The organism is Aeribacillus sp. FSL k6-2211 (assembly GCF_037966125.1).
Lineage (GTDB): Bacteria > Bacillota > Bacilli > Bacillales > Aeribacillaceae > Aeribacillus > Aeribacillus composti.
Genome location: NZ_CP150190.1, coordinates 2,935,908 through 2,962,264, shown reverse-complemented (window position 1 = coordinate 2,962,264; position 26,357 = coordinate 2,935,908). Strand labels below are relative to the sequence as shown.

The following is a 26,357-nucleotide window of genomic DNA, read 5'->3' as shown; positions in this document are numbered from 1 at the left end:
GAGCTGCGAGATTATGACATGCTATTTGGGAAGGTTTTGAAAAAATGATTGGACATCATCACTGGAAAGAGCTGCTGCCTGTTGATCGCTACGTTGTGAAATGTACGAGCAGTTTGATTCATGAATTTGACCGAAAAGTTCTTACATTACTGTACCAGCCCTTAATCGGGCCAAGAACGTTAAACTTATACATGACGCTTTGGAGCGAGCTTGAACAAAACCGTCTTTGGGGGACGGAATCGACCCACCATTTTTTAATGGCTGTTACTCAATCCCCATTAAATGAAATTTATCATGACCGTTTGAAATTAGAAGGAATAGGTCTTTTAAAAACATACCTTGTCGATGAAAGCGAACCGAAAAAATATATTTATGAACTTCAACGACCTCTTTCCCCCAAACAATTTTTTTATGATGGAATGTTGAACATATATTTATATAACAGAGTTGGAAAAACGGTGTACCAAAGATTGAAAAGCTATTTTTCCGATAAATCGGTTGATAGCAACGCCAAAGATGTGACAAGATCATTTCATGAAGTATACCAATCGATCCACCCATCTGAGCTTTCAGCCAATATTGCAATGGAACCCGAGGAAAACGATCAGGAGCTTTTTGATCATGCGCCTGGAGAACCGATTTCGATTCAAAACCAGTCCTTTGATTTTCAATTGTTTTATGCCGGTTTATCAGAGCATATTGTGCCCAAAAAAGCGATCACGCCTGCGGTTAAGGAAGCTGTTGAGAAATTAGCATATGTTTATGGAATTGATCCAATTGAAATGAAAAATCTGGTCATCCGTTCTTTGGATCATGATGAGCAAATTAATTTAGACGAGCTGCGAAAATGGGCGAGGGATTGGTATAAGCTGAATCACGGCAACCGTCTTCCAGAGCTTGTTGATAGGCTTCAGCCTTTGAATCAGCGGGTGAAAGACGAAGAAATTGAACAGTCAAAAGATAAGGAATTAATTCGACAGCTTGAATCCATCTCTCCAAGACAGTTTCTAAAAGATATTTCAGGCGGTATTGAACCGTCCGCAGCGGATTTGAAAATTATTGAAGATGTCATGTTTCAGCAAAAGCTGCTTCCCGGAGTTGTCAACGTTTTAATTTATTATGTCCTGCTAAAAACAAATATGAGATTGTCAAGAGCGTATGTTGAGAAAATTGCCAGCCACTGGGCTCGATTAGGAATTAAAACTGTGAAGGATGCAGTGGATGTGGCGAAAAAAGAACATAAGAAATATTTAACTTGGGCGGAAACAAAGGATAAGAAGACTGTCAGCAAAAAAATCGTTCGAAAAGAAAAACTCCCTTCATGGCTTTTGGAAAACGAAAATCAACAGGTAGAAAACATCGATCCGGAAGCGTTTGAAAAAGAAAAACAAAAGCTACAGGAGCGGATTAAAAAATATAAAAATAAACAGAAGGACTAGGTGAAAGGAGGGAGGAAGATGGAATCCCTGCAAAATCATTTAAAACAATTCATGAACAGCAAAGGGTTTCGGGAAACGTATTTGAACTTGAAACAGCAAATAAAATCGGACAAAGATGTCAGGTTATTTTTAGAAAAGCATAAAAATCAAATCGATGAACATATGATTGACCGCAGCTTAGGCAAACTGTATGAATTTGTAACGCAGAGCAAGTTTTGCCGTGAATGCCGAAATTTAGATGAGTGCAAAAATATTTTAAAAGGATATCACCCTACATTAATTATTGAAAGAAAAACAATCGACCTGAAATATGATAAATGCCCGAGAAAAGAAGCATATGATGCTCGAAAAAAACAAGAATCGCTCATTAAATGCATGTATGTACCAAAGGAAATCCTCAATGCACACCTAGAGGATATTGATTTAAACGAACCAAACCGTCTGAAGGCAGTGTCTCTCGTGCAAGATTTTGTTGAGCAATACGGTCAAAATGATCGGTTAAAAGGATTGTATTTATACGGTTCCTTCGGCGTGGGAAAGACATTTATTCTTGGAGCGATCGCGAATGAGCTGGCGGAAAAAGGCGTTCCTTCCATGCTTGTATATGTTCCGGAGTTTGTCAGGGAGTTAAAAAGCGCTCTTCAAGATCATTCACTGAATGAAAAGATTGATGCGGTTAAAAAAATTCCGGTATTAATGCTTGATGATATTGGTGCTGAATCGATGTCGAGCTGGATGAGAGACGACATTTTAGGCTCGATTCTCCAATTCCGCATGCTTGAAAATTTACCGACCTTTTTTACATCCAACTTTAATTTTAGCGAATTGGAACACCACCTGACTTATTCACAAAAAGGCGAAATAGAACAGCTAAAGGCAAAAAGAATTATGGAAAGGATTCGTTTTTTGGCCATTCCCGTGGAATTGAAAGGAAAAAATCGCAGACAAGAATAACCGCTGGACAGCAAACACTTCTAAATAATGCCATCCCCCCATATATATAGAAACAGGACTTGCTATATAAAGGGGGGGATCTTTTTTTGCTGGAAATAACTTTTCAAACGGAAAAAGAAGCTTCTTATCTGCATCAATTGCTTAATACAGAGAAGGAAAACTTTGATTTCCAAGCAGCCTTGCTGAACGGCACAGTATTAACATGTGAAACAGATGATTGGGAAACATTTATATCTGATGTGCTCGTACCATCATTTGTTGACTTTTTTCTAAATGTGAAAGAGCCCCGTCTCCTTCTTTTTATAATTGAAAAACAATTTTATTTTGAGGATGAAGATGAAAAACAGCAAATTTTACATATTGCTCAATCGATCTTGGAAGGAGAGCGGGCGGAAATTCCAATGATCAAACATTTTGAGCCGAGAGAAAACTTAATTATTTCTGCTTTAACGAATTTCCTTCGGCCAAACCAATCTTTTTCTATAGAATCATTTATTCAATTCCGCTTGTCTGATTATTTATCAAGACTTTCGGAATATGTCGGTCTCTCCATTGAAGAGTATAAAATGGAGCAGGAATACCAAAATTTTATTCAAAGCTTGCGGGAATATGTTCTCAATAAAAAACCGAAATTATCAACGATTCATATTTTGCATGATACTTCCTTTCAAGTGTTTAATGAAAAGTTCATCGAAATAAAAGAGCTGGAATTGAAAAAGTGGATTGATCGGGAATTTATTTATCGCCACCCGATGTATATTGATTCCCATTTGCTGGCCCCGCTTGTATCCATTGCTCCTTTAGAAATTTATATATACTCCGATCAACAGGAGGAAGCAATGATTCAAACGATCCAAAACATCTTTCAGGAACGGGTTCGATTTTTTTCAAGGGCTAGCTTTCAAAAACGATAAGTTTCTTTCAGTACTCCTTGATTTTTGGTGGCGAATCAGTCTATAATACGGTTGAAATCATTCATCACGAAAAGGTTATGATGAGGACACGGGAGTATTATCACAGTTCAAAGAGAGGGAAGGCACAGGCTGAAACCTTCCTAACTCGTGTAATGCTCTTACCACCTCTAAACTTCAGCTGTGAACGGCTTTTGCCAAGTAATAGCTGGCGGATTGCTCCGTTATCAAAATGAGCCGCGCAAAGTTTTGAGCGGGAACTAGGGTGGAACCACGGGTTTTACATACAACACTCGTCCCTTCTTTTAGGGACGGGTGTTTATTTTTGCAAGAAAAAACAAAGGAGGAAAGAAGATGAAAGAAGCCATTAAAATTACTTTTCCAGACGGTTCTGTAAAAGAATTTCCGTACGGAACAACAACGGAAGAAATCGCTGCATCCATCAGCCCTGGATTAAAGAAAAAAGCCATTGCAGGTAAAATAAATGGAAAGCTTATTGACTTAAAAACCCCGATTGAACAAGACGGCCAGATTGAAATTTTGACGCCTGATACAAAAGAAGCGTTAGAAATTTTACGACATAGTACAGCACATTTAATGGCGCAAGCGATTAAACGGCTTTACCCAAATGTAAAATTGGGAGTTGGGCCCGTCATTGAAAACGGTTTTTATTATGATATCGATATGGATGAAACGATCTCACACGAAGATTTGCCTAAAATCGAAAAAGAAATGAAAAAAATTGTCGGCGAAAATTTGCCGGTTATTCGTAAAGAAGTAAGCCGCGATGAAGCAAAAAAAATGTATGAGGAAATCGGCGACCATTTAAAGCTTGAGCTTATCGATGATATTCCGGAAGGCGAAATCATTTCCATATATGAGCAAGGAGAATTTTTCGATCTATGCCGAGGAGTCCACGTTCCTTCTACCGGAAAAATAAAGGAATTTAAATTGCTCAGCGTAGCCGGCGCCTACTGGCGTGGAGACAGCAAAAACAAAATGCTTCAACGCATATACGGTACAGCATTTTTTACAAAAGAAGAGCTTAAAGAACATCTCCGCATGCTTGAAGAAGCGAAAGAGCGGGATCATCGCAAGCTTGGAAAAGAATTAAACCTGTTTACCACTTCTCAAAAGGTTGGACAAGGCTTGCCGCTTTGGCTGCCAAAAGGTGCAACTATCCGCCGGATTATCGAACGCTATATTGTTGATAAAGAAATTAAACTCGGATACCAGCATGTATACACACCTGTTCTCGGCAGCGTCGATCTTTATAAAGCTTCCGGCCATTGGGACCATTATCAAGATGATATGTTTCCGCCAATGAAGATGGATAACGAAGAGCTTGTATTGCGTCCGATGAACTGCCCGCATCATATGATGATTTACAAAAATGAAATTCACAGCTATCGGGAATTGCCGATCCGCATTGCAGAACTTGGAACAATGCACAGATACGAAATGTCAGGGGCATTGACAGGGCTGCAGCGTGTTCGCGGGATGACGTTGAACGATGCGCATATTTTCGTGCGGCCGGATCAAATTAAAGACGAATTCATCCGAGTTGTCCGCCTTATTGAAGAGGTATACGAGGATTTTGGTATAAAAGATTATTCGTTCCGATTATCTTACCGCGATCCTGAGGATAAAGAAAAATATTATGATGATGATGAAATGTGGGAAAAGGCCCAGTCGATGCTGAAAGCCGCAATGGACGAACTCGGGCTGGATTATTATGAAGCGGAAGGTGAAGCGGCATTTTACGGACCGAAATTGGATGTACAAGTGCGGACGGCTTTAGGAAAAGATGAAACATTATCGACTGTTCAGCTAGATTTTCTCCTTCCGGAACGGCTTGATTTAACATATGTTGGCGAAGACGGCAAACATCATCGGCCAGTTGTTATTCACCGCGGAGTTGTTTCAACGATGGAACGGTTTGTTGCCTTCTTAATTGAGGAATATAAAGGCGCCTTCCCAACTTGGCTTGCACCTGTGCAAGTCAAAGTCATCCCTGTTTCGCCGGAAGTGCATCTTGATTATGCCAAAACAGTAGAACAGCGTCTTCAGCAAGAAGGCTTGCGTGTTGAAGTCGATATTCGGGATGAAAAAATCGGCTATAAAATTCGTGAGGCACAAATGCAAAAAATCCCGTACATGGTCGTTGTCGGTGATCAAGAAGCAGAAAATGAGACGGTCAATGTCAGAAAGTATGGAGAACAAAAATCAGAATCCATGCCGCTGGAGACATTTGCTGTATCTGTTGGAAAAGAAGGGAGAAAATAAGGGGCTGTCCAAAAAGTCAGGGTAACTGACTTTTTGGAGCCCCTCATTTTTCACTTTTAAAAAAAATGCACAAAAAAATCGTCCTTTCTAGTAAAATGAAGTTACCACACAACATTACAGAAAGGACGATTTTTTATGAGCAATCAAATGATTACTCGTGAAAATTATAACACACAAATGACACTTCCTCTAGATGGAAAAGAAGAAAAAACTCCTGCCAAAAGAAATTTAGCCCCTACTTTCAAACCATATGACAACCGTCAAGTTCAAATGATTTATGATATTGAATCTCTTATACCCGAACATCACGTGGCACGTGTCGTGGACGAAATGGTGGAGGCGATACCAGATAAACAATTGTTTTCTCATTATAAAGGCGGCGGCAGAAGTTCCTATCATCCCAAAATGATGCTGAAAATCATTCTGTATGCTTATTCTCAAAAGGTTTATTCCTGCCGAGGAATCGAAAAACTCGTTAAAGAAAATATTCCTGCCATGTGGCTTTCAGCGATGCAACAACCAGATTTTCGCACCATTAATGAGTTCCGAGGGGAACGGATGAAAGCTTTCATGGATGAGCTCTTTGAAGTCATGATTCTCAAATTGATAAAAGAACATTACATCACGATGGAAAACTACTTTTTGGATGGCACTAAGATCGAAGCCAATGCCAATAAGTATTCTTTTGTGTGGAAAAAATCCACTTTGAAATTCGAAGAGAAATTAAAAGAAAAAATCCAAGAAACACTAAAGCACATTCATGAATTAACCCAATTAGAAGCCGGAACAGGGCAAAAGGAAAGCGATCAACATACAGAGATCACCGAACAAAACCTGGAGGAAATCGCAAAAGAAATAGAAGAAAAAGTTGAAACGCTAACGGAAGAAATCGAAAAGGAGACCGATACATCCATTCGGAAAGAGAAGCGAAAAAAACGCAGTCAATTAAAGAAATCGGTGAAACAAATTCGTGAAGATTTCCTGCCCCGAATGGCAAGATACAAAGAACAAAAGGAAATGTTCGGTGACCGTAACAGCTACTCGAAAACAGACAAAGACGCAACCTTCATGCGCATGAAAGAAGACCATATGAAAAACGGTCAGCTCAAGCCCGGATACAACGTGCAAATGGGGACAGAGAATCAGTTTATCTTCCGATACACGTTGCTTTATCCCACATATGGAGAAGCTAGCCTCCAGTTCATTACCGATGCCCCAAACAGTTATTGCGGATGCAGGCTATGGTAGTGAAGAAAACTATGTATATGCAGTTGGTGATGAGAAAGAGCCCCGGTTTGAGTTTCTAATTCCTTATGGGAGCTATGTAAAAGAACAAACACGTACATACAAAAAAGACATTAAAAATGCCAAAAACTGGACCTATTGTGAAGAGGATGATTGTTTTATTTGCCCGAATGGAAGGAGAGTAACGTTTAAAAAATACCAAAACAAAAAGAATCCATCTGGCTATGAACAAAGCTTCAAAATATACGAATGTGAAGATTGTACCGATTGCCCATTGAAAGCGAAATGCACAAAAGCGAAAGGCAACCGACAAGTTCACTGGAATCCCATCTTCGAAGAAATGAAAGCAAAGGCCAAAACAGCCCTTGAATGTGAAGAGAAAGCCGCTATCTACGCTCGACGCAAAGTCGAGGCAGAAAGTGTGTTCGGTCACATCAAGGGCAATCGGTCGTTCCGCAGATTTTCTTTGCGGGGCCTCGACAAGGTACATGTTGAGTTTGGGATTGTGGCATTAGCCCACAACTTCCTGAAAGTAGCCGGCATCCGCCAGCTACTTTCAGATAAAAATCGAAAAAATATAAAAGCAAGTGGAGAGAAACGAATTGTTTTTCTCCACTTGCTTCATTTTAGGGACTTATCGGACAGCCCCTTTTTTTGAAACATAAGCGAGGGGTGTACGGATGGAAATAGTAGGAATTGATGCAGGGGGAAGTTTATTAAAAATTGCTTATGTTGAACATGGGCGATATCGGTATAAATGGTTTCCAATTGATGAAATGGATCAAGCTCTTTCTTGGATGAAGAGATTGAAGCCGGCTGCCCGCTATAGAATAACAGGAGGCAGAGCTGCAAAAGTAAAAGAAAAATTGACCGGCGCTGATGTGACCTTTATTCCAGAATTTGATTCAGTTTGTATAGGAACAAGAGAGCTTTTAGTAGAAGAAGGAAAGGAGCCAAAGAGCGATTTTTTAATCGTCAGCATCGGAACTGGAACATCTTTTTTCCTTATGAAGGGCGAGCGGTATGAGCGTTTGCTTGGAAGCGGTATCGGCGGCGGTGTTATTTCCGGTTTAAGCCGGCTCATTTTGCAGGAGAGCAATTTTTATCAAATCGTTGATTTGGCGAAAAAAGGTGATCGAAGCCATGTTGATTTGTTGGTAAAAGATTTGTATGGAGAAGAGGCTCCTCCAATTTTAGGAGATGTAACCGCTGCTAATTTTGGCAATCCGGATTTATCGAGAGCCCGGAAAAAAGATGCTTTTGCAACGTTATTTCAATTGATTGGTGAAACGATCGTTCTTTTGGCAAAGCAATGTGCCGAGCTTCATCAAGTGGACACGTGTGTCTATGTTGGAGCTGCAATTTCGCAAAACCCTCCTTTACAACAAATCATCCAAAGCTTTGATTCCATGACAGGTCTGCAAAGCATATTTTTATCAAACGGTTCTTTTACCGGAGCATTGGGAGCTATTTTATATCAATAATGTTTAAAACAATGGAGGAATTATTTTTCTTCAAGCTCAGAAATATCTACAACCGTACGTTCTTTAAACGGACCTCTTACATGAACGGTTGCTGTTTTTCCATCTTCATTTAGCTGATCAATCCAAACGGAAGCTCCGTTATAGAGAACTTCAATATCAGCGGGCGAGGATAAAATTTGTTTTACGCGGTTTGCATCCATTTCGATCACTCCAATAGTTATATGAAATATTGATTATCATGTCCACTCCATTCCGATTTATGTATGTTCATTCAAATAGACTCTTGCATTTTCTGTTTGAATAGTTTAAAATGGTATCGTTTTTGAAGAAATGTTGTTTTGACAAAGCTGCTTTGCCATGGTAGAATATTATAGTCAAGGAGAACAAGCAGAAGCACCCGCTTCTCACCTGATTGACGCACATTGTTGCTGTTGACAGGTTTATACATTGGACAAAAAGTTCGTGTATTCAACGTGTGGGTGCAGTGTGCGTCTACGCGTTTTTTATTTGCATAAACGAATGTATAAGCTCTGTCAAGGCGAACGTGCACTTTGTTTATAAAATCTTGGAGGTGGCTCATTATTAGCAAAGACATGTTAGTAAACGAGGGCATCCGCGCTCGTGAAGTTCGACTGGTCGATCAAAACGGTAATCAGTTAGGCATTAAATCACGGCAAGAAGCGCTTGATATTGCCGCAAATGCCAATTTGGATCTCGTTCTTGTTGCTCCGAATGCAAAACCGCCGGTTGCTCGCATCATGGATTACGGAAAATACCGCTTCGAGCAGCAAAAGAAAGAAAAAGAGGCGCGTAAAAAGCAGAAAGTTATTAATGTGAAGGAAGTCCGCCTAAGCCCAACAATTGAAGAGCATGACTTTAATACAAAGCTTCGCAATGCTCGGAAATTTTTGGAGAAGGGTGACAAGGTGAAAGCATCGATCCGCTTTAAAGGAAGAGCGATTACCCATAAAGAAATCGGCCAACGAGTTCTAGAAAGATTTTCTGAAGCATGCGCTGACATCAGTTCTGTTGAAACGAAGCCGAAAATGGATGGGCGCAGCATGTTTCTAGTGCTAGCACCGAAAAACGAAAAGAAATAGAAGGAGGATCCTTTTATGCCTAAAATGAAAACTCATCGCGGCTCTGCGAAAAGATTTAAAAAAACTGGGAACGGAAATTTGAAACGGTCTCATGCATTTACTAGTCATTTATTCGCTAACAAAACTCAAAAGCAAAAACGCAAACTTCGCAAACCAGCATTAGTAAGCAAAGGTGACTTTAAACGTATTCATCAAATGCTTGACAATATAAAATAATTTTTAACTTCGATTTTTTAGGAGGGAATGCATTATGGCACGTGTTAAAGGCGGTACAGTGACACGCAGACGCCGCAAAAAAATTATTAAGCTTGCAAAAGGTTATTACGGTTCGAAGCATCGTTTATATAAAGTTGCTAACCAGCAAGTAATGAAATCTTTAATGTATGCATACCGTGACCGTCGCCAAAGAAAACGCGATTTCCGTAAGCTTTGGATTACGAGAATCAATGCTGCTGCGCGCATTCACGGTCTTTCCTACAACCGGTTCATGCACGGTTTAAAGCTTGCTGGCATTGAAGTAAACAGAAAAATGCTTGCTGACTTAGCAGTAAATGATGAAAAAGGATTTGCACAACTCGCCGAAACAGCTAAAGCTGAATTAAATAAGTAATCGAAAAAGCAAGCCACCTATAAACGTACATTGCCCTTTGGGCTGGACATAATTGAACAGCACATTATTGATCCCCTTTAAGTAGACGTGTAAAAAATCTGCGCAATGACTCGCGGATGCTGCACTTCTATTTGGAGGGGATTTTTATATGGCTGAAAAGGTAAACGATTATGGCTTTACGTTTCTCAACAGTGAAAAAAGTCAAAAGTTCAAGGGTTTTTTAGGCCGATGCAAAAAATTTAGGTTCTATACTAAATGTTGGGATCAAGAATATCATCAAAATGAAAAAAGCATTTACGAAGCACTCTGTTTTATAATGAAAGTGACCAAACCCAATTAAAAAGGAGACTTCGAAAAATTATAATCAATTACCGAGCTGTTTTACAAAATTTCATAGAGGAAGAGAAAAGGTAATGGGATAAAAATAGAAATGGAAGCTAACAGCAGCTCCCGCAATGGGAACTGCCTTCAGAATGCTTATTTTCTTTTTAAATCAGAAATATTGCATAGATTGATCAAAAAAGCGACACCATGATCGTCCAGTCATGGACCGCATAGTCTTTTAACACTGTCAATTTTGAACGAGAATGTCAAGCTGCTCATTCTTTTTTACTGTCTTAAGATAGTGTCGGGAATTCCGATTCGTTCCGATTCAAAAACTCTTTAATTGGACTTTTCCAGTCGATTTTGGCGTAAGGATATGCTTCTTTTATTTTCGATTCTATAAATTGAAAATCTTCTTTTGTAAACCCCCTTAACTTATTTGGAGTAGATGTCCAAATAAAAACGGAGATAACTTCAAAAGAAGTTTCAGTCGTGCCTAAATATTTTTCCCCTTCAAATAAAACTCCTTTATGCGTTAACAAAAAATTTTTGTGGACATTTTCTTTATCATCAAGAAAGAAAAATTTTTTTTGCTCATGAGCCAATTCTAACTTTCGCTTCGGGTTCAATAAATATTTAATGAATGAATAAATTAGGAAAATAATCGCAGCAATTATGAAAAGACGAAGAAGGATGACAATCATTTACTTTAAACCTCCCCGAAGGTCATATTCATACATATACATTACGAAAAAGGAATTGAAGGGGTTTCATTAATGATCACATTTGCTATAATTTTTTTAGATATATTTTAGGGGTTGAGAAAATGGATTTTGAACAGTTATATAAAATGCAAAAAGAATTGGATGAAAAAATTGAAAAGAAACACGGTTTGGAGGAAGAAAGGCTGATCGAGAGAAAAGTTTTAGCCTTGCTTGTCGAAATTGGCGAATTGGCTAATGAAACGCGCTGCTTTAAATTTTGGAGCGTTAAGCCGCCTTCCGACAGAGAGGTTATTTTGGAAGAGTATGTAGACGGCCTTCATTTTTTATTGTCGATCGGCCATGAATTGTATATTGAAAAACTGCCGGAAATGAAAGCAAGAAAAATCGATAAAAGCCTGACCGATCTTTTTTTAAACGTTTATCAAAAAACGGCAAAATTCAGTGAATATTTGTCTGTCCAAGCGTATATCGATTTATTTAACGACTATGTTACACTCGGCTCTGCGCTGGGCTTTTCAGAGGAAGATATTATTTCAGCATACATGGCGAAAAATGAAGTCAATCATGCTAGACAAAATCAAGGATATTAACAATTCCGTTTGGGAAAAATGAAGAATATAAATTAAAGGAGGTTTCAGTGTGGAGAAATGGGATGAAACATTGAAAATGTTAAAAGATTTAACAGACGCGAAAGGCATCGCCGGCAATGAACGGGAAGTCAGAGAAGTAATGAGAGGGTACATAAAAGATTATGCGGATGATATCCAAACGGATGGACTCGGCAGTTTAATTGCCAAAAAAGAAGGAGAATCAGGCGGACCCAAAATTATGATCGCGGGCCATCTTGATGAGGTCGGCTTTATGGTTACGCAAATTGATGATAAAGGGTTCATTCGCTTTCAGCCTGTTGGTGGCTGGTGGAATCAAGTTATGCTCGCACAAAGAGTGACGATTGTCACCCAAAAAGGAGATGTGACCGGCATCATCGGTTCCAAGCCGCCGCATATTTTGCCGGCAGAAGCACGAAAAAAGCCTGTAGAGATCAAAGACATGTTTATTGATATTGGCGCCAGCAGCCGAGAAGAAGCGATGGAATTTGGTGTTCGTCCCGGCGACCAAATTGTGCCTTATTTTGAGTTCACCGTTATGAAAAATGATAAAATCCTTTTGGCGAAAGCTTGGGATAACCGCATCGGTTGTGCAATAGCGATCGAAGTTTTGAAAAAGCTGAAAGGGGTAAACCATCCGAACGTCGTTTACGGTGTAGGAACCGTTCAGGAGGAAGTAGGATTAAGAGGAGCCCGCACATCAGCCCATTATATTGAGCCTGATATTGCTTTCGGCGTAGACGTCGGAATAGCCGGCGACACTCCAGGCATTTCCGAAAAAGAAGCGATGGGAAAAATGGGGAAAGGTCCGCAAATTATTTTATATGATGCTTCTATGGTCTCCCATAAAGGGCTTCGCGATTTTGTCGTAGGGGTCGCTGAAGAATGCGGCATTCCATATCAGTATGATGCTATGCCGGGTGGCGGTACAGACTCCGGATCGATTCATTTAACAGGAAATGGTGTTCCAACGCTTTCCATTACGATTGCAACGCGCTACATTCATACACACGCTGCGATGATTCATCGCGAAGACTTTGAACATACGGTTCAATTATTGACAGAAGTCATTAAACGCCTCGACAAAAAAACGGTTGAAAACATTACGTACAACTAAAAAGCAGGAGCTGGTTATTTCCCAGCTCCAGTCTCTTTTAATCCTTGTTCAAGTGTTTCAACCATTTCCTGCTGATCACGCTGACTTGAATGGTTCCAGATAATTTCAAATAACACGCCTAACCCTGGAAGCATTTTTTCTTCCTTGCTATTGATGGCATCAACGATCGTTTCTCTCAGCTCGTCTTTTGAATTTTGCGATATGTTGGCAATGACTGCATTGCGCAAATCAAAATTCATATCCTTCACCTCGTTTTTCTTCATTCTTCTTTATTTTTTCTTTTGTTTTCTATAATATGTATATGAAATGAACTATCAGTTGAAGGAGACACCATCATTGAAACGGATTGCGTCAACTAAAAATGAAAGAGTAAAAGAATGGAAAAAGCTGCAATCAAGAAAAAAACGGGAAGAGCGCGGGCTGTTTTTAATTGAAGGCTTGCATTTAATCGAGGAAGCTCTCAAATACAAATCAATTGTTCAAGAGTTAATTGTTTTAGACGGAGCGAAGCTGCCAAATCATTTTTTCGAAGGTACTATTCCGACAACGATTGTTTCCAAAGAGGTGTTTTCGCTTCTGTCTGAAACGGATTCCCCGCAAGGTGTCATGGCTGTTTGTAAGCAGCTTAGGTGGGAAATCGATTTGAACGCCAAAAAATGGCTGTTAATAGATGCGGTTCAAGACCCAGGAAATCTCGGTACGATCATTCGTACTGCAGATGCGGCTGGAATGGATGTTGTGATTTTAGGTGACGGGACGGTTGATTTGTACAATAGTAAAACGATCCGGGCGACACAAGGATCAATTTTTCATTTGCCTGTGGTCAATTCGTCATTAAAACAGATTATAAACAAATTGAAGGAAGAGAAAATTCCTGTATTTGGAACTTCAACAAAAAATGCTGTTTTCTATAAAGAGATCCCTCCATCTGAAACATTTGCCCTCCTTGTAGGAAATGAGGGAAATGGGGTCTCAAAAGAGCTGCTGGATATGACGGATCAAAATTTACACATTCCGATTTATGGAAAAGCGGAGTCATTAAATGTTGCCGTTGCTTCAGCTATTTTCATGTACCATCTTCGCAAATAGTGTTGCGCCTTTAATTTCTTTTTTTTATAATTAAAAGCAATTGAATAAAGGAATAACGATGACGGAGAAGAGTAGTTTGCAGGTCGCCATTTAGGGAGAAAATGCCGTAGACTGGAAGCATTTTTATGGTAGAGGCAAACGAATTCACCTCCAGAGTTGACGCCAGGACCATGCGGAAGCATGTAAAGGCGCTCCGGCTGTGCCGTTATGATAATGAAGTGAACAAAGATTCTTTCTTTGTTAATAAGGGTGGTACCGCGAAATTCAACTCGTCCCTTTTTTGGGATGGGTTTTTTTATTTATTTTAAAAAAGGAGGAATTTACATGCAGGAAGAATTAACAAAGCTTCGCGATGAAGCGTTGCAAAAGGTACGGGAAGCAACGGATTTAAAACAATTGCAAAATATTCGCGTTCAATATCTTGGAAAAAAAGGACCGATTACCGAAGTTCTTCGCGGAATGGGAAAGCTTTCGAAAGAAGAACGGCCGAAAATAGGTGCGTTAGCAAATGAAATTCGGGAAGTGATTGCCGGGGAAATAACAAGTAAGCAAGAACAACTCGAAAAAGCAGAAATCGAGAAAAAATTACAGCAAGAAACGATTGACGTTACCCTTCCAGGCAGACCGGTTCGAACAGGAAACCATCATCCTCTCCAAGCGGTCATTGAAGAAATTGAAGATTTGTTTATCGGCATGGGATACACAGTAGAGGAAGGTCCAGAAGTTGAAACAGATTATTACAATTTTGAAGCGCTCAATTTGCCGAAAGGCCATCCGGCAAGGGATATGCAAGATTCCTTTTACATAACTGATGAAATTTTGCTGCGCACACACACATCTCCAGTTCAGGCGAGAACGTTAGAAAAATATAAAGGGAAAGGTCCTGTAAAAATCATTTGTCCAGGGAAAGTATACAGACGTGATACAGATGATGCAACGCACTCCCATCAATTTACGCAAATTGAAGGGCTCGTTGTGGATGAAAACATTCGCATGAGCGATTTAAAAGGAACGCTCGAAGTGTTTGCGAAAAAACTGTTCGGTGAAGACAGGCAAATTCGTCTGCGTCCGAGCTTTTTCCCGTTTACTGAACCGTCGGTGGAAGTCGATGTATCCTGTTTTAAATGCTCCATGAAAGGCTGTCATGTATGCAAAGGAACAGGCTGGATTGAAATTTTAGGAGCAGGGATGGTTCATCCAAACGTTTTGGAAATGGCGGGATTCGATTCGAAAAAATACCGTGGTTTTGCATTTGGAATGGGACCGGAACGGATTGCCATGTTGAAATATGGAATTGATGATATTCGTCATTTTTATACAAACGATGTGCGTTTTTTGAAACAGTTTAAACAAGCTTAAAAGGAGGTTTTCTCATGTTCGTTTCATACAAATGGCTCTCTGAATATGTCGATCTAGACATTTCCCCTGAGGAGCTGGCTGAAAAAATAACGAAGAGCGGCATTGAAGTTGAAAATGTTCAAGCTGTTAATGAAGGAATAAAAGATGTTGTAGTTGGACAGGTGCTTGAAAAAGAACAGCATCCAAATGCAGAAAAATTAAGCAAATGTTTAGTTGACATCGGAGAAGGAGAACCAGTGCAAATTATATGCGGCGCCCAAAACGTTGAAAAAGGGCAAAAAGTGCCGGTAGCCAAAGTTGGTGCGGTTTTGCCGGGCAATTTCAAAATTAAACGGGCAAAGCTGCGCGGTGAAGAATCTAACGGTATGATTTGTTCTTTGCAAGAGCTGGGCATTGAAGGAAAGCTTGTCCCAAAAGAGTTTTCTGACGGCATTTTTGTTTTCCCTAGTGATGCTGAAGTTGGAAAAAATGCGATTGAACAGCTGTTTATGGACGATTATGTACTTGAATTAGGTCTTACACCAAACCGTTCTGACTGTTTAAGCATGATCGGTGTTGCCTATGAAGTTGCAGCAATTTTAAAGAAAGAGGTTCGAAAGCCGGAAGTTCATTATGAGGCTGCCGAAGAAAAAGCAACTGATTATATTACTGTGAATGTTGAAGCAAAAGAAGATAATCCATTCTATGTAGCCAAAATTATTAAAAATGTCAAAATTGCCCCTTCCCCTTTATGGATGCAAATGCGCTTAATAAAAGCCGGAATCAGACCGCATAACAACGTCGTCGATATTACAAACTATTGTTTATTAGAATACGGCCAGCCGCTTCATGCGTTTGACTATGACCGGTTCGGATCAAAGGAAATACTCGTTCGCCGCGCACATGACGGAGAGACGATCGTGACCCTTGATGATCAAGAACGAAAGCTTACAAGCGATCACCTTGTGATCACAAATGGCAAAGTACCTGTTGCATTAGCTGGTGTAATGGGAGGGGCCGATTCTGAAGTAAGAGACGATACGACGACCGTTTTGCTTGAGGCCGCCTATTTTAAAGGCAGTGTTGTCCGAAAAGCGTCGAAGGATTTCGGACTTAGAAGTGAAGCGAGCTTGAGATTTGAAAAGGGGGTTGACCCGAACAGGGTAAAAGCTGCAGCAGAGCGGGCAGCACAATTGATCGCAAAATACGCCTCCGGAACTGTTTTAGAAGGTGAAGCAGAATTTCATGATTTTTCAATCGAGAAAAAAGTGATCACCATTTCCGCTGAGAAAATTAACAACGTTTTAGGGACAAACATTGCAGTAGATGAAATAAAAGAAATTTTTGACCGCTTGCAATTTGAAACCGTTGAAGAAAACGGTCTTTTTACAGTAACCGTTCCGACAAGAAGAGGCGATATTGCGATTGAAGAAGATTTAATTGAAGAAGTAGCCCGCCTTTACGGATATGACTATATTCCGTCAACATTGCCTGCAGGATCTTCAACATCCGGAGCATTAACAGACTATCAATTGAAAAGAAGAAAAGTGCGAAGATTTTTGGAAGGCGCCGGGCTTTATCAAGCGATCACATATTCGTTAACGAGCAAAGAAAAGGCGGGACAATTTACGCTGGAGACGTCAAGCTTTACTCAATTAGCATTGCCGATGAGTGAAGAGCGGAGTGTTTTGCGTTTAAGCCTGCTTCCTCATTTGCTTGAGTCCGTAAAATATAATAAAGCGCGGCAAATCGATGATATTCATCTTTATGAAATTGGTTCTGTTTTCATTTCGGACGATGCTTTAGAAAAGCCTTTGGAAAAAGAACGTTTATCAGGCGTCATGACGGGTCACTACGTTTATCACCCATGGCAAGGGGAAAAAACAAAAGTTGATTTTTATGTTGTGAAAGGAATTTTAGACGGTTTATTTGATCTGCTTGGACTGTTGGATGAAATTGAGTATAAACAGGCAAAACGTGAAGGGCTGCATCCCGGCAGAACGGCAGATATTTATTTAAACGGATCATTCATCGGATTTGTCGGCGAATTAAATCCGGAAGTTGAAAAAGAGTATGATTTAGATGAAACATATGTTTTTGAGCTGAAGCTAGCCGATCTCATTCAATATGAAGCTAAGCCAGTCATATATACGCCGATTCCAAGGTTCCCATCCATTACAAGGGATATCGCCTTAGTCGTTGATCAGCATGTGCATGCTGGCGAGCTTCAAGAAACGATCCGGGAAGCGGGCGGAAAACTGTTAAAAGAGATTTCCATTTTCGATGTGTATGAAGGAGAACGTTTGGGAGCAGGGAAAAAATCGATCGCATTTTCACTCCGCTACTACGATCCTGAACGAACATTGACGGATGAGGAAGCAGCAAAAGCTCATGAAAAAGTAATTAAGGCGGTAGAGGAAAAATTTTCAGCAGTTCTTCGCAGCTAACGCAGGACGATAAATCCCTAAAATAATTCCAGCTAACAAATGAAGGTGCAGATAGCACCTTCATTTTTATTGAAATCATAAATTGGTCCTGCTAACCTCAGAAAATAAGATTTCCGGATTCGTCATTTCAATTCAATAGATTCAAAGCTTTTTCGGTGTTGGCAAAATGAAGCTTTGCCATTTTGCCAAGTGTGTTTTTCCCTTTTTCCTTTATTAATTTGGCAGCAGCTTCATCAACAGTATGGCTGGCTCCTTTTGGCAAATAAAATCCGGCTGCGTTGGATAAGCTGTTTAATTCTTTTAAAAAAGCATATCTTGCGATAATGGATGCTGCAGCGACAGATATGTGTATATGCTCCGCCTTCGGTTTAAAGATGATTATGTCTTTAAACGGAACATCCCGGTCTTTAAGATATTGAAAGTAAACATTCGGCTCTGCAAACTGATCGATCAACACAGCTTCTGGTTTATCAGGAGAAATTTTCTTGAGTAAATGATGGATCGCTTGATTATGAAGGATAGCTTTCAATTTCCCTTGGTTCATTCCAGATTTTTGCAATTGATTGTATTTTTCATTGCGCAAAATTAAGAGGCTGTACGGAACTTTCTCTATTAAAGTGTTGGCGATTGAAAAAACTTGTTTGTCTGTCAAAGCCTTTGAATCTTTTACTCCAAGCTGCTGAACCAGTTTTCTTTTTTCTTTAGGGACAAATACTGCAGCAACCGTGATCGGTCCAAAATAATCCCCCGTTCCTGCTTCATCAGAGCCGATGACTGACATCTGTTGAAGCTGTTGAAGCTCATTCTCTGTTTGAGAAGGGGCTGTTTTTGCTGTTTTTTCCCATCTGTTTGCTTCCTGCTGAGCGGCAGATCCTTGAAAAAGCACTTTTCCCGACTTGTAAGCAGTGATCGTACAGTTTGTCAATTTGGCAGAAAAGACGGCACCTGGAGGGGTTCTGTCTATAATGAAAGGATTATAAAAATCTTTCAAAGTTTGAATTCCCCCATGATCAACTTTTATGACGATATTGGACAATAAAAAACGCCTCGCTTTCCTAAAATGGATGCTATATTATTGTACCCTTTCTTTTGTTCTTCTTTCCATCTTTTCGACAAACATGTTATGATTATGATTAGGATTTTGAATCATTTTGCGATATTTTTTCATAGAGGATGGAGGATTCGCTTTGTCTGATCAACCTAAAAATAAAGCGACTGTTTATATATATGGACAGCAGTATTCGATTGTTGGAAATGAGAGCGTAAATCATATGAAGCTTGTCGCTTCAATTGTTGACGAAAAAATGCGGGAAATCAGTCAAAAAAACCCATCTCTAGATTTAAACAAGCTGGCAGTACTAACTGCGGTTAATGCTGTTCATGATTATCTCAAATTAAAGGAGAAATTTGAAGAACTAGAAAAGCAACTTCAAGAAAAGGATTGAAATTTAAAATGCTTGACTTGATCATTTTATTTTTCTTAGTATTCGGATTGCTCACTGGCCTTAAAAGGGGATTTATTCTCCAAGTAGTTTATTTATCAAGTGTTATAGTGTCTTTCATAATTGCCAGAACATATTTTGACGATCTTGCTCCTAAACTGGAATTATGGGTACCGTATCCAAATATAGGAGATTCAAATGCTGCTCTATCTATATTGACAGGGGGCCATTTGGAGGAAGCTTACTATCGCGGAGTTGCATTCGTGCTTTTGTTTATCGGATCAAAAATAGCGCTTCACATCATCGGATCTATGTTTGATTTTGTTGCGATGCTTCCAATACTTAAGCAAATCAACCGCTTGCTGGGTGCGGTTTTAGGTTTTGCGGAAACTTACCTCATTTTATTCATTCTGCTTTTTTTGGCAGCGCTCATTCCAGCCGAGCAAATTCAAAATCTTATCGATAAATCGCTGCTGGCTGATTTAATTGTCAATCATACCCCTGTCTTATCTGATAAAATTCACGATCTTTGGATCGGCTATTTCGGTAAAGGAAGCTAGACGTAAAGGGACGATGGAAACATCTTTATTTAGACCCCCATCGTCCTTCTCTGTTTCTATTAAATAGTTCAATAGCAGGTGATTTTTATATTGTTTAAGATTCAAGAGGTGACGTAAAACATGACGGTTCACAAAAAGGATGTTGTCAGCCTGTTAAAGAAAATTGCGGTATATATGGAGTTAAAAGGCGAAAACCCTTTTAAAATCTCCGCGTTTTATAAAGCTGCCAATGCCCTTGAAAGGGATGCGAGAAGCCTATCAGACATCCACGATTTTACTTTAATCAGTGGGATTGGGAAAGGAACGAGTGCAGTCATCGAAGAATTCATAAAAACCGGCGAGTCAAAAACGCTGCAAACCTTGCAAAAGGAAGTTCCTGAAGGGTTAATCCCTCTTCTTCAATTGCCAGGGCTGGGCGGAAAGAAGATTGCAAAATTGTACAAGGATTTAGGTGTTGTGGACATCGATTCTTTAAAAAAAGCTTGTGAAGAACATAAAGTGCAAAGTTTACAAGGTTTTGGAAAAGTAACGGAAGAAAAAATATTGGCTGCGATCGATGAAATGAATAAAAAACCGGGCCGACTGCCTCTTGCTTATATGCTGCCGATTGCAGAAAAAATAGAGAAATTTTTAGAAAAAGGACAGAAAAACGGAATAGTTCGCTTTTCTCGCGCAGGAAGCTTAAGAAGAATGAAAGAAACGATAAAAGACCTTGACTTTATTATTGCGGCGGAAAATAAAGAAGCTGTGCGAGATTACATTTTAACAATGCCGAATATAACTGAAATCATTGCGAAAGGCGATACGAAAATATCGATTGAACTCAAGTTTGATGTCAAGGTTCAGGTCGATTTTCGCATCGTGCACCCAAAGGAATTCATTTCGGCTTTGCACCATTTTACAGGCTCAAAAGAGCATAATGTAAAAATGCGCCAGCTAGCGAAGGAAAGAGGAGAAAAAATAAGCGAATACGGCGTAGAAATAATAGAAACCGGAGAAGTGCTCACATTTGAGTCAGAAAAAGAGCTGTATGCACACTTTCAGCTTCCCTACATTCCGCCAGAGGTTCGGGAAGATGGGGAGGAAGTGGAAAAATACAAAGGAAATCTTATTTCGCTCGAGGAAATAAAGGGAGATCTCCATATGCATTCAACATGGAGCGACGGCGCTCATTCAATCAAGGAAATGGCTGAGGCTGCTAAAAGAAAAGGCTACAAGTACATCGCGATTACAGATCACTCGCAATTTTTAAAAGTAGCCAACGGCTTGACTCCTGAGCAGCTGAAAGAACAAAAAGAAGAAATTGACATGTTGAATGAACAATATTCTGATTTTACGATTTTCAGAGGAATCGAGATGGATATTTTGCCGGACGGTACACTTGATTATGACGACGATTGTCTAAAAGAGCTAGATATAGTTATTGCATCGATCCATTCGAACTTTTCCCAGCCGCAGAGTGTAATTATGAAAAGGCTGAAAGCAGCCCTATATAATAACCATGTTGATATTATCGCTCATCCGACTGGAAGGTTAATTGGGCGAAGAGAAGGATACGATGTTGATATAGAAATGCTTTTAGAACTTGCAAAGGAAACAGATACTATTTTAGAATTGAACGCAAATCCGAACAGGCTTGACTTATGTGTAGAACATTTGAAGAAAGCGAAGGAATACGGTGTAAAGGTTGTGATTAATACAGATGCCCACAGCATAAACATGCTAGAACATATGGAGATAGGGGTTGCGTATGCGCGGAAAGCTTTCATTCAGCCGGATGACGTTGTGAATACGTGGGATGTAGAACAATTAAAGCAATTTTTAAAAAGGAAAGACTGACCATTCAACTGTCAGGAGGTTTTGAGAAGTTGCAGGAACGAGTGTTACATGTTTTGGAATTTAATAAAATAAGGGAACAGCTGAAAGAGCATGCTTCTTCTTCTTTAGGAAAAGAGAAAGCGTTAAAGCTTATGCCATCAGGAGACATCAACGAAGTACTGAAGAGGCAGGAGCAGACAGATGAAGCACTAACAGTGCTCCGATTGAAAGGCTCTGCCCCTTTCGGAGGATTAAGCGACATACGGCCGAGCGTAAAGCGTGCGCAAATAGGCGGAACTTTAGGTCCGCAAGAGCTTGTGGCTGTTTCTGCCGTGTTATATGCTTCAAGACAAATGAAGCAATTTATTGAAAAGTTGACTCAAGAAGAGGAGGTTTCACTTCCTCATTTAGAACAATTGGTCAGCGAAATCGGAATTTATTTAAAAGAAGAAAAAGAAATTCAACGTTGCATACGCGATGACGGGGAAATTGTTGATGATGCGAGCGATAAATTAAAAGCGATAAGAGGTCAAATCCGTACACTGGAGGCTCGTATTCGCGAAAAGCTGGAATCGATCATTCGCTCCCCATCTGCACAAAAAAATCTTTCGGATGCCATTATTACGATTCGAAATGACCGCTATTGCATTCCTGTCAAACAAGAATATAGAGGAGTTTACGGAGGAATCGTCCATGATCAATCTTCCTCAGGAGCAACTCTGTTTATTGAGCCGCAGGCTATCGTAGAAGCGAACAACTCTTTAAATGAAGCGCGGATTAAGGAAAGGCGCGAAATTGAACGGATCTTAACGGAATTGTCGAAAATGGTTGCTGACATAAGCAAGGGAATCATTCATAATATCACTGTAATGGGTGAAATCGATTTTATGTTTGCCAAGGCATTGTATGCTAAAAAATTAAAGGCTACAAAGCCAAATATAAATGATCGTGGCATTATGAAGCTATATAAAGCCCGCCATCCTCTTATTGACCCTGAAACCGTTGTGCCAAATACAATTGAACTTGGGGAAGATTTTCAATCGATTGTCATTACCGGTCCAAACACCGGCGGTAAGACGGTGACGCTGAAGACAATTGGACTGCTCGCACTAATGGCGCAATCAGGTCTGCAAATCCCTGCTGAAGAAGGATCTACAATGCCGGTATTTGAGGCAGTTTACGCAGATATTGGGGATGAACAGTCAATTGAACAAAATTTGAGTACATTTTCTTCTCATATGGTGAACATCGTCAAAATTTTACAGGAACTTAATGATCGCTCACTCGTACTACTTGATGAACTTGGGGCAGGTACAGATCCTGGAGAAGGTGCTGCTCTAGCCATTGCAATTTTGGATGAAGCTTTAAACAGAGGAGCGCAAGTTGTTGCAACCACCCACTATCCCGAATTGAAAGCATACGGATTTAACCGTAAGGGCGTGATCAATGCAAGCGTTGAGTTTGATGTCGACACATTATCGCCGACGTATAAATTGTTGATCGGTGTACCTGGCCGAAGTAATGCGTTTGAAATATCAAAAAGGCTTGGATTGAGCAAAGAAATTATTGAGCGCGCCAAATCGTTCATGAGCGCTGACAGATCCAAAACGGATGCAATGATTGCCTCCCTTGAGGAAAGCAAAAAACGTGCTGAAGAGGATTGGATGGAAGCTGAAAAAACGCTGAAAGAAGCAGAAAAACTTCATAAAGAACTACAAGAACAAATCATTGAATTTAATAAGCAGAAAGACCGCCTATATCAAGAAGCTGAGGAAATGGTGAAAAAAAGGCTGGAAGAAGCGCAAAAAGAAGCAGATCAGATTATTCAAAAATTGAAAAACATGCAAAAAGAGCACAGTTCAGCTATTAAAGAGCATGAATTAATAGAAGCAAAAAAGCGGCTTGAATATGCAGCGCCTGAATTTATAAATACTGAACAAAAATCTGAAAAACAAAAAAGCAAAAAGCAGCTGCGCCCCGGCGATGAGGTAAAAGTGATCAACTTAAATCAAAAAGGACATCTGCTTGAAAAAGCAAATGAAAGTGAATGGCTTGTACAAATTGGAATATTGAAAATGAAAGTAAAAGAAGAAGATCTTGAATATATTGGCAGCCCGAAACAAGAGGGAGAAAAAACGCTCGCAACAGTAAAAGGGAAGGATTTTCATGTTTCATTAGAACTTGATTTGCGGGGAGAGCGATATGAAGATGCGCTCATCCGTCTTGAAAAATATATTGACGATTGTCTTCTCGCAGGATATCCGCGGGCGCACATTATTCATGGCAAAGGGACGGGCGCTTTAAGAAAAGGGGTGCGGGAATTTTTGCAAAACCACCGCGCTGTTAAAAACGTCCGTTTCGGTGAAGCAAATGAAGGCGGAACAGGTGTTACGATTGTGGAGTTCAAATAAACTTTTCTTTAAGGAGAGTAAACATGAATCTGTTTTGGGAAAACGTATATGTTCAAACTGCTGCTAATTATAGTGTTGTCATATTGTGCGGGGTTTTATTTTTAGTCATTTTTGAATTGGTGACGAAATATAAAAACTGGGAAGAAATCCAAAAAGGCAATGTGGCTGTTGCAATGGCAACAGGCGGCAAAATTTTCGGGATTTCAAACGTTTTCCGATTCTCAATTGAACAGCATGACGGTCTTTTTGAAATGATTGGCTGGGGCTTTTACGGATTTGCCTTGCTCTTAATCGGATATTTTATTTTTGAATTTCTGACTCCTAAATTTAATATTGATGATGAAATTCAAAAGGATAACCGTGCAGTTGGCTTTATCTCAATGGTCATATCCATAGGCTTGTCCTTTGTAATCGGAGCAGGAATTACAAATTAGGAGAGGGGAACATGGAAACGCTGGCTAAAATTTTATTTGGTTTGTGCGGTCTGTTTATTGCGATCGGTATTATTTATATGGTGTTTTTTGCTTGAAAAAGCGGAGAAAAGAAAAGGTCTCCGCTTTTTCCTATTTAAAATTCTAAAAATAATTATATTTCTGAATTTTATTTTGATATAATGAAATAAAATCATCATTATTTTTCAAAGGAGAGGAGATAAATGGAATGTCAAAAACCTTGGCTCAATTTTTATCCCTCGGAAATTCCGCATAATATCTCTTGGGAGAATAAGCCGCTTTCCAAATATTTTCAAGATACGGCTAATCAGTTTCCGAATCATACAGCCGTTTCATTTCTTGGAAAGAACATTACGTACCGCAAGCTATACGAACAGATGCTTCAATTGGCTAATTATTTGGAGCAAACAGGGTTTGAAAAAGGGGATCGGGCAGCGATTATGCTTCCAAATTGTCCACAGGCAGTTATTGCTTATTATGCAGTTCTGGAGGCAGGCGGAATAGTCGTTCAATTGAACCCTCTTTATACAGAATCAGAGCTGGAGTACCAGTTGAATGACAGCAGTGCTACACATCTCATTACATTAGATCTTTTCTATCCAAAAGCCTCGAAATTGAAATCTCTCACAAATATCAAACATATCATAATAACAAAGATCCAAGAGTATTTGCCTTTCCCAAAAAATCTTCTATACCCGCTCATTCAAAAGAAGGAGCAAAATCTTTTAATAAAGGTAAACGCAGCAAATGGTGTTCATGTATGGACAGAGATCTTAAAAACATCGCCTGCTAAAGAATTGACAGTAAATATTGATCCGAAAGAAGATATTGCCCTTTTGCAATATACAGGAGGGACGACAGGGACGCCTAAAGGGGTGATGTTGACGCATGAAAACTTAATTTCCAATACGAAAATGTGTGCTGCCTGGATGTATAAATGCAGGAAAGGAGAAGAGTCCATACTAGGAGTTTTGCCTTTTTTTCACGTATATGGCATGACGACTGTAATGAATTTATCGATCATGGAAGGTTTTAAAATGATTTTAATCCCCAAATTTGATTCAACCGAAATTTTGAAAGCGATTGAAAAAGAAAAGCCAACGCTTTTTCCAGGAGTGCCAACGATTTATGTCGCTCTTTTAAATCATAAAGATTTGCGAAAATACGACTTGTCCTCGGTTAAATATTGTATCAGCGGTTCGGCTCCTCTTCCGGTAGAAATTCAGGAGCGCTTTGAAAAAGAAACAGGCGGGAAGCTTGTTGAAGGATATGGACTCTCGGAAGCTTCTCCCGTTACGCATGCAAACTTATTTTATTCAGATGTCAAGAAAAAGGGAAGCATTGGCATCCCTTGGCCCAATACGCATGCAGCCATTTATTCGGCTGAAAAAGAAGGATTTGCAGATGTCAACGAATTCGGCGAGCTTATTGTAAAAGGACCGCAGGTGATGAAAGGCTACTGGAACAACCGAGAGGAAACGGAAGCGGTTTTCAAAGACGGATGGCTTTTTACAGGAGATATCGGCTATATGGATGAAGACGGATTCTTTTATATTGTCGATCGTAAAAAAGATATGATTATTGCTGGCGGGTACAATATTTATCCCCGCGAGATAGAAGAAGTGTTGTATGCTAATGAAAAGGTTAAAGAGGTTGTCGTTGCAGGTGTTCCGGATCCTTACAGAGGCGAGACCGTGAAAGCTTATGTTGTACCAAAGGGAGGAGCACAGCTTACGGAGCAAGAGCTTGACCAATTCGCCCGAAAACATCTTGCCCCGTATAAAGTGCCGAAAAAATACGAATTTCGCGACGAGCTTCCGAAAACAGCAGTAGGAAAAATTTTAAGAAGAAAACTAGTAGAGGAAGAAAGAAAAATATAAAACGGACATCTATCGGTTTTGAACGAGAATAAAAACTTCCCTCAATGCTTGACAAAAAGGCTTAATCTAAATATCATATAAATGAATGATCATTCATTCATTTTGAAGGGAAGATAC

Annotated in this window: 26 protein-coding genes and 2 other annotated features; of the genes, 22 read left to right on the top strand and 4 right to left on the bottom strand. The window is 39.7% G+C overall.

Features of this window, described 5'->3' with window-relative positions; all coding sequences use genetic code 11:
* Window positions 1–44 precede the first annotated feature (44 nt).
* The 7 genes from NSU19_RS14325 (at window position 45) to coaW (ending at window position 8,319) form a co-directional block, all read left to right on the top strand.
* The gene (locus NSU19_RS14325) at window positions 45–1,439 is read left to right on the top strand and encodes a replication initiation and membrane attachment family protein (RefSeq protein WP_094246325.1); all 1,395 of its coding nucleotides are present in this window, start codon (window positions 45–47) and stop codon (window positions 1,437–1,439) included.
* A gap of 18 nt (window positions 1,440–1,457) precedes the next feature.
* Complete coding sequence (gene dnaI, locus NSU19_RS14320; protein ID WP_063387413.1) at window positions 1,458–2,393, top strand: primosomal protein DnaI; 936 nt, start codon at window positions 1,458–1,460, stop codon at window positions 2,391–2,393.
* An 86-nt stretch (window positions 2,394–2,479) separates the two neighbouring features.
* Entirely contained in the window at window positions 2,480–3,307 is an 828-nt protein-coding gene (gene ytxC, locus NSU19_RS14315; RefSeq protein WP_063387414.1) for a putative sporulation protein YtxC, read from the top strand.
* 351 nt (window positions 3,308–3,658) lie between these two features.
* Window positions 3,659–5,590 carry a threonine--tRNA ligase gene (thrS, locus tag NSU19_RS14310; RefSeq protein WP_066247800.1) on the top strand — a complete coding sequence of 644 codons (1,932 nt, stop codon included), beginning with the start codon at window positions 3,659–3,661 and terminating at the stop codon, window positions 5,588–5,590.
* Between the two features lie 135 nt (window positions 5,591–5,725).
* On the top strand, window positions 5,726–6,838 hold the full coding sequence (locus NSU19_RS14305) for a transposase (protein ID WP_339197022.1): 1,113 nt from the start codon (window positions 5,726–5,728) through the stop codon (window positions 6,836–6,838).
* A complete protein-coding gene (locus NSU19_RS14300; protein ID WP_339197019.1) occupies window positions 6,801–7,493 on the top strand; it encodes a transposase in 693 nt (230 codons plus the stop codon). The genes NSU19_RS14305 and NSU19_RS14300 overlap by 38 nt, the downstream gene beginning before the upstream one ends.
* Before the next feature lie 22 nt (window positions 7,494–7,515).
* Complete coding sequence (gene coaW / locus NSU19_RS14295; RefSeq protein ID WP_339197016.1) at window positions 7,516–8,319, top strand: type II pantothenate kinase; 804 nt, start codon at window positions 7,516–7,518, stop codon at window positions 8,317–8,319.
* 20 nt (window positions 8,320–8,339) lie between these two features.
* Here the strand turns inward: coaW and NSU19_RS14290 are convergent, their stop codons facing one another.
* Complete coding sequence (locus tag NSU19_RS14290) at window positions 8,340–8,519, bottom strand: H-type small acid-soluble spore protein (protein WP_063387416.1); 180 nt, start codon at window positions 8,517–8,519, stop codon at window positions 8,340–8,342.
* Between the two features lie 179 nt (window positions 8,520–8,698).
* Window positions 8,699–8,829 (top strand) — a sequence feature (ribosomal protein L20 leader region).
* 68 nt (window positions 8,830–8,897) lie between these two features.
* On the opposite strand from NSU19_RS14290, the gene infC reads away from it, so the two are divergent.
* The 4 genes from infC to NSU19_RS14270 all read left to right on the top strand — a co-directional run bounded on the left by infC (window position 8,898) and on the right by NSU19_RS14270 (window position 10,369).
* On the top strand, window positions 8,898–9,419 hold the full coding sequence (infC, locus tag NSU19_RS14285; protein WP_222422773.1) for a translation initiation factor IF-3: 522 nt from the start codon (window positions 8,898–8,900) through the stop codon (window positions 9,417–9,419).
* 15 nt (window positions 9,420–9,434) lie between these two features.
* Window positions 9,435–9,635, top strand: a complete 201-nt coding sequence (gene rpmI, locus NSU19_RS14280; RefSeq protein WP_063387419.1) for a 50S ribosomal protein L35 — start codon at window positions 9,435–9,437, stop codon at window positions 9,633–9,635.
* A 34-nt stretch (window positions 9,636–9,669) separates the two neighbouring features.
* Window positions 9,670–10,029: a 50S ribosomal protein L20 gene (rplT, locus tag NSU19_RS14275; RefSeq protein ID WP_063387420.1), complete on the top strand. Its 360-nt coding sequence runs from the start codon at window positions 9,670–9,672 to the stop codon at window positions 10,027–10,029.
* Between the two features lie 148 nt (window positions 10,030–10,177).
* The gene (locus tag NSU19_RS14270) at window positions 10,178–10,369 is read left to right on the top strand and encodes a hypothetical protein (protein ID WP_130156128.1); all 192 of its coding nucleotides are present in this window, start codon (window positions 10,178–10,180) and stop codon (window positions 10,367–10,369) included.
* Window positions 10,370–10,646: 277 nt separating this feature from the next.
* On the opposite strand, the gene NSU19_RS14265 is transcribed toward NSU19_RS14270, so the two are convergent.
* The gene (locus NSU19_RS14265; protein ID WP_063387422.1) at window positions 10,647–11,057 is read right to left on the bottom strand and encodes a hypothetical protein; all 411 of its coding nucleotides are present in this window, start codon (window positions 11,055–11,057) and stop codon (window positions 10,647–10,649) included.
* Between the two features lie 122 nt (window positions 11,058–11,179).
* Between NSU19_RS14265 and NSU19_RS14260 the strand changes: the two genes are divergently transcribed.
* Together NSU19_RS14260 and NSU19_RS14255 are read left to right on the top strand one after the other, a co-directional pair.
* Window positions 11,180–11,668: a dUTP diphosphatase gene (locus tag NSU19_RS14260; RefSeq protein WP_063387423.1), complete on the top strand. Its 489-nt coding sequence runs from the start codon at window positions 11,180–11,182 to the stop codon at window positions 11,666–11,668.
* A gap of 49 nt (window positions 11,669–11,717) precedes the next feature.
* Complete coding sequence (locus tag NSU19_RS14255; RefSeq protein WP_063387424.1) at window positions 11,718–12,803, top strand: M42 family metallopeptidase; 1,086 nt, start codon at window positions 11,718–11,720, stop codon at window positions 12,801–12,803.
* Between the two features lie 14 nt (window positions 12,804–12,817).
* On the opposite strand, the gene sspI is transcribed toward NSU19_RS14255, so the two are convergent.
* The gene (gene sspI / locus NSU19_RS14250; protein ID WP_063387425.1) at window positions 12,818–13,042 is read right to left on the bottom strand and encodes a small acid-soluble spore protein SspI; all 225 of its coding nucleotides are present in this window, start codon (window positions 13,040–13,042) and stop codon (window positions 12,818–12,820) included.
* Window positions 13,043–13,139: 97 nt separating this feature from the next.
* On the opposite strand from sspI, the gene NSU19_RS14245 reads away from it, so the two are divergent.
* From NSU19_RS14245 to pheT, 3 genes are all read left to right on the top strand, one after another.
* The gene (locus NSU19_RS14245; protein ID WP_144597654.1) at window positions 13,140–13,892 is read left to right on the top strand and encodes an RNA methyltransferase; all 753 of its coding nucleotides are present in this window, start codon (window positions 13,140–13,142) and stop codon (window positions 13,890–13,892) included.
* Between the two features lie 49 nt (window positions 13,893–13,941).
* Window positions 13,942–14,172: a binding site (T-box leader), on the top strand.
* A gap of 44 nt (window positions 14,173–14,216) precedes the next feature.
* The gene (gene pheS / locus NSU19_RS14240) at window positions 14,217–15,251 is read left to right on the top strand and encodes a phenylalanine--tRNA ligase subunit alpha (RefSeq protein ID WP_063387428.1); all 1,035 of its coding nucleotides are present in this window, start codon (window positions 14,217–14,219) and stop codon (window positions 15,249–15,251) included.
* Window positions 15,252–15,265: 14 nt separating this feature from the next.
* Entirely contained in the window at window positions 15,266–17,677 is a 2,412-nt protein-coding gene (gene pheT / locus NSU19_RS14235; protein ID WP_339197011.1) for a phenylalanine--tRNA ligase subunit beta, read from the top strand.
* A gap of 127 nt (window positions 17,678–17,804) precedes the next feature.
* Here pheT and rnhC read toward each other — a convergent pair whose 3' ends face one another.
* On the bottom strand, window positions 17,805–18,668 hold the full coding sequence (rnhC, locus tag NSU19_RS14230; RefSeq protein ID WP_339197008.1) for a ribonuclease HIII: 864 nt from the start codon (window positions 18,666–18,668) through the stop codon (window positions 17,805–17,807).
* A 196-nt stretch (window positions 18,669–18,864) separates the two neighbouring features.
* Here rnhC and zapA point away from each other — a divergent pair, with 196 nt between their 5' ends.
* From zapA to NSU19_RS14200, 6 genes are all read left to right on the top strand, one after another.
* Window positions 18,865–19,122 carry a cell division protein ZapA gene (gene zapA / locus NSU19_RS14225; protein WP_063387431.1) on the top strand — a complete coding sequence of 86 codons (258 nt, stop codon included), beginning with the start codon at window positions 18,865–18,867 and terminating at the stop codon, window positions 19,120–19,122.
* Window positions 19,123–19,130: 8 nt separating this feature from the next.
* Window positions 19,131–19,679 carry a CvpA family protein gene (locus tag NSU19_RS14220; RefSeq protein WP_063387432.1) on the top strand — a complete coding sequence of 183 codons (549 nt, stop codon included), beginning with the start codon at window positions 19,131–19,133 and terminating at the stop codon, window positions 19,677–19,679.
* 120 nt (window positions 19,680–19,799) lie between these two features.
* Complete coding sequence (polX, locus tag NSU19_RS14215) at window positions 19,800–21,518, top strand: DNA polymerase/3'-5' exonuclease PolX (protein ID WP_339197005.1); 1,719 nt, start codon at window positions 19,800–19,802, stop codon at window positions 21,516–21,518.
* A gap of 29 nt (window positions 21,519–21,547) precedes the next feature.
* Window positions 21,548–23,908, top strand: a complete 2,361-nt coding sequence (locus NSU19_RS14210; protein ID WP_339197003.1) for an endonuclease MutS2 — start codon at window positions 21,548–21,550, stop codon at window positions 23,906–23,908.
* Window positions 23,909–23,931: 23 nt separating this feature from the next.
* Window positions 23,932–24,342: a DUF350 domain-containing protein gene (locus NSU19_RS14205; protein WP_063387435.1), complete on the top strand. Its 411-nt coding sequence runs from the start codon at window positions 23,932–23,934 to the stop codon at window positions 24,340–24,342.
* A 221-nt stretch (window positions 24,343–24,563) separates the two neighbouring features.
* A complete protein-coding gene (locus tag NSU19_RS14200; RefSeq protein WP_094246314.1) occupies window positions 24,564–26,240 on the top strand; it encodes a long-chain-fatty-acid--CoA ligase in 1,677 nt (558 codons plus the stop codon).
* The last annotated feature ends 117 nt before the right edge of the window (window positions 26,241–26,357 follow it).

Excerpts from the sequence above, each read along its gene's own strand:
- NSU19_RS14325 (WP_094246325.1), top strand. The coding sequence starts at position 45 with ATGATTGGACATCATCACTGGAAAGAGCTGCTGCCTGTTGATCGCTAC.
- dnaI (WP_063387413.1), top strand. The coding sequence starts at position 1,458 with ATGGAATCCCTGCAAAATCATTTAAAACAATTCATGAACAGCAAAGGG.
- thrS (WP_066247800.1), top strand. The coding sequence starts at position 3,659 with ATGAAAGAAGCCATTAAAATTACTTTTCCAGACGGTTCTGTAAAAGAA.
- NSU19_RS14305 (WP_339197022.1), top strand. The coding sequence starts at position 5,726 with ATGAGCAATCAAATGATTACTCGTGAAAATTATAACACACAAATGACA.
- NSU19_RS14300 (WP_339197019.1), top strand. The coding sequence starts at position 6,801 with ATGCCCCAAACAGTTATTGCGGATGCAGGCTATGGTAGTGAAGAAAAC.
- coaW (WP_339197016.1), top strand. The coding sequence starts at position 7,516 with ATGGAAATAGTAGGAATTGATGCAGGGGGAAGTTTATTAAAAATTGCT.
- NSU19_RS14290 (WP_063387416.1), bottom strand. The coding sequence starts at position 8,519 with ATGGATGCAAACCGCGTAAAACAAATTTTATCCTCGCCCGCTGATATT.
- rpmI (WP_063387419.1), top strand. The coding sequence starts at position 9,435 with ATGCCTAAAATGAAAACTCATCGCGGCTCTGCGAAAAGATTTAAAAAA.
- rplT (WP_063387420.1), top strand. The coding sequence starts at position 9,670 with ATGGCACGTGTTAAAGGCGGTACAGTGACACGCAGACGCCGCAAAAAA.
- NSU19_RS14270 (WP_130156128.1), top strand. The coding sequence starts at position 10,178 with ATGGCTGAAAAGGTAAACGATTATGGCTTTACGTTTCTCAACAGTGAA.
- NSU19_RS14265 (WP_063387422.1), bottom strand. The coding sequence starts at position 11,057 with ATGATTGTCATCCTTCTTCGTCTTTTCATAATTGCTGCGATTATTTTC.
- NSU19_RS14260 (WP_063387423.1), top strand. The coding sequence starts at position 11,180 with ATGGATTTTGAACAGTTATATAAAATGCAAAAAGAATTGGATGAAAAA.
- sspI (WP_063387425.1), bottom strand. The coding sequence starts at position 13,042 with ATGAATTTTGATTTGCGCAATGCAGTCATTGCCAACATATCGCAAAAT.
- pheS (WP_063387428.1), top strand. The coding sequence starts at position 14,217 with ATGCAGGAAGAATTAACAAAGCTTCGCGATGAAGCGTTGCAAAAGGTA.
- pheT (WP_339197011.1), top strand. The coding sequence starts at position 15,266 with ATGTTCGTTTCATACAAATGGCTCTCTGAATATGTCGATCTAGACATT.
- NSU19_RS14220 (WP_063387432.1), top strand. The coding sequence starts at position 19,131 with ATGCTTGACTTGATCATTTTATTTTTCTTAGTATTCGGATTGCTCACT.
- polX (WP_339197005.1), top strand. The coding sequence starts at position 19,800 with ATGACGGTTCACAAAAAGGATGTTGTCAGCCTGTTAAAGAAAATTGCG.
- NSU19_RS14205 (WP_063387435.1), top strand. The coding sequence starts at position 23,932 with ATGAATCTGTTTTGGGAAAACGTATATGTTCAAACTGCTGCTAATTAT.
- NSU19_RS14200 (WP_094246314.1), top strand. The coding sequence starts at position 24,564 with ATGGAATGTCAAAAACCTTGGCTCAATTTTTATCCCTCGGAAATTCCG.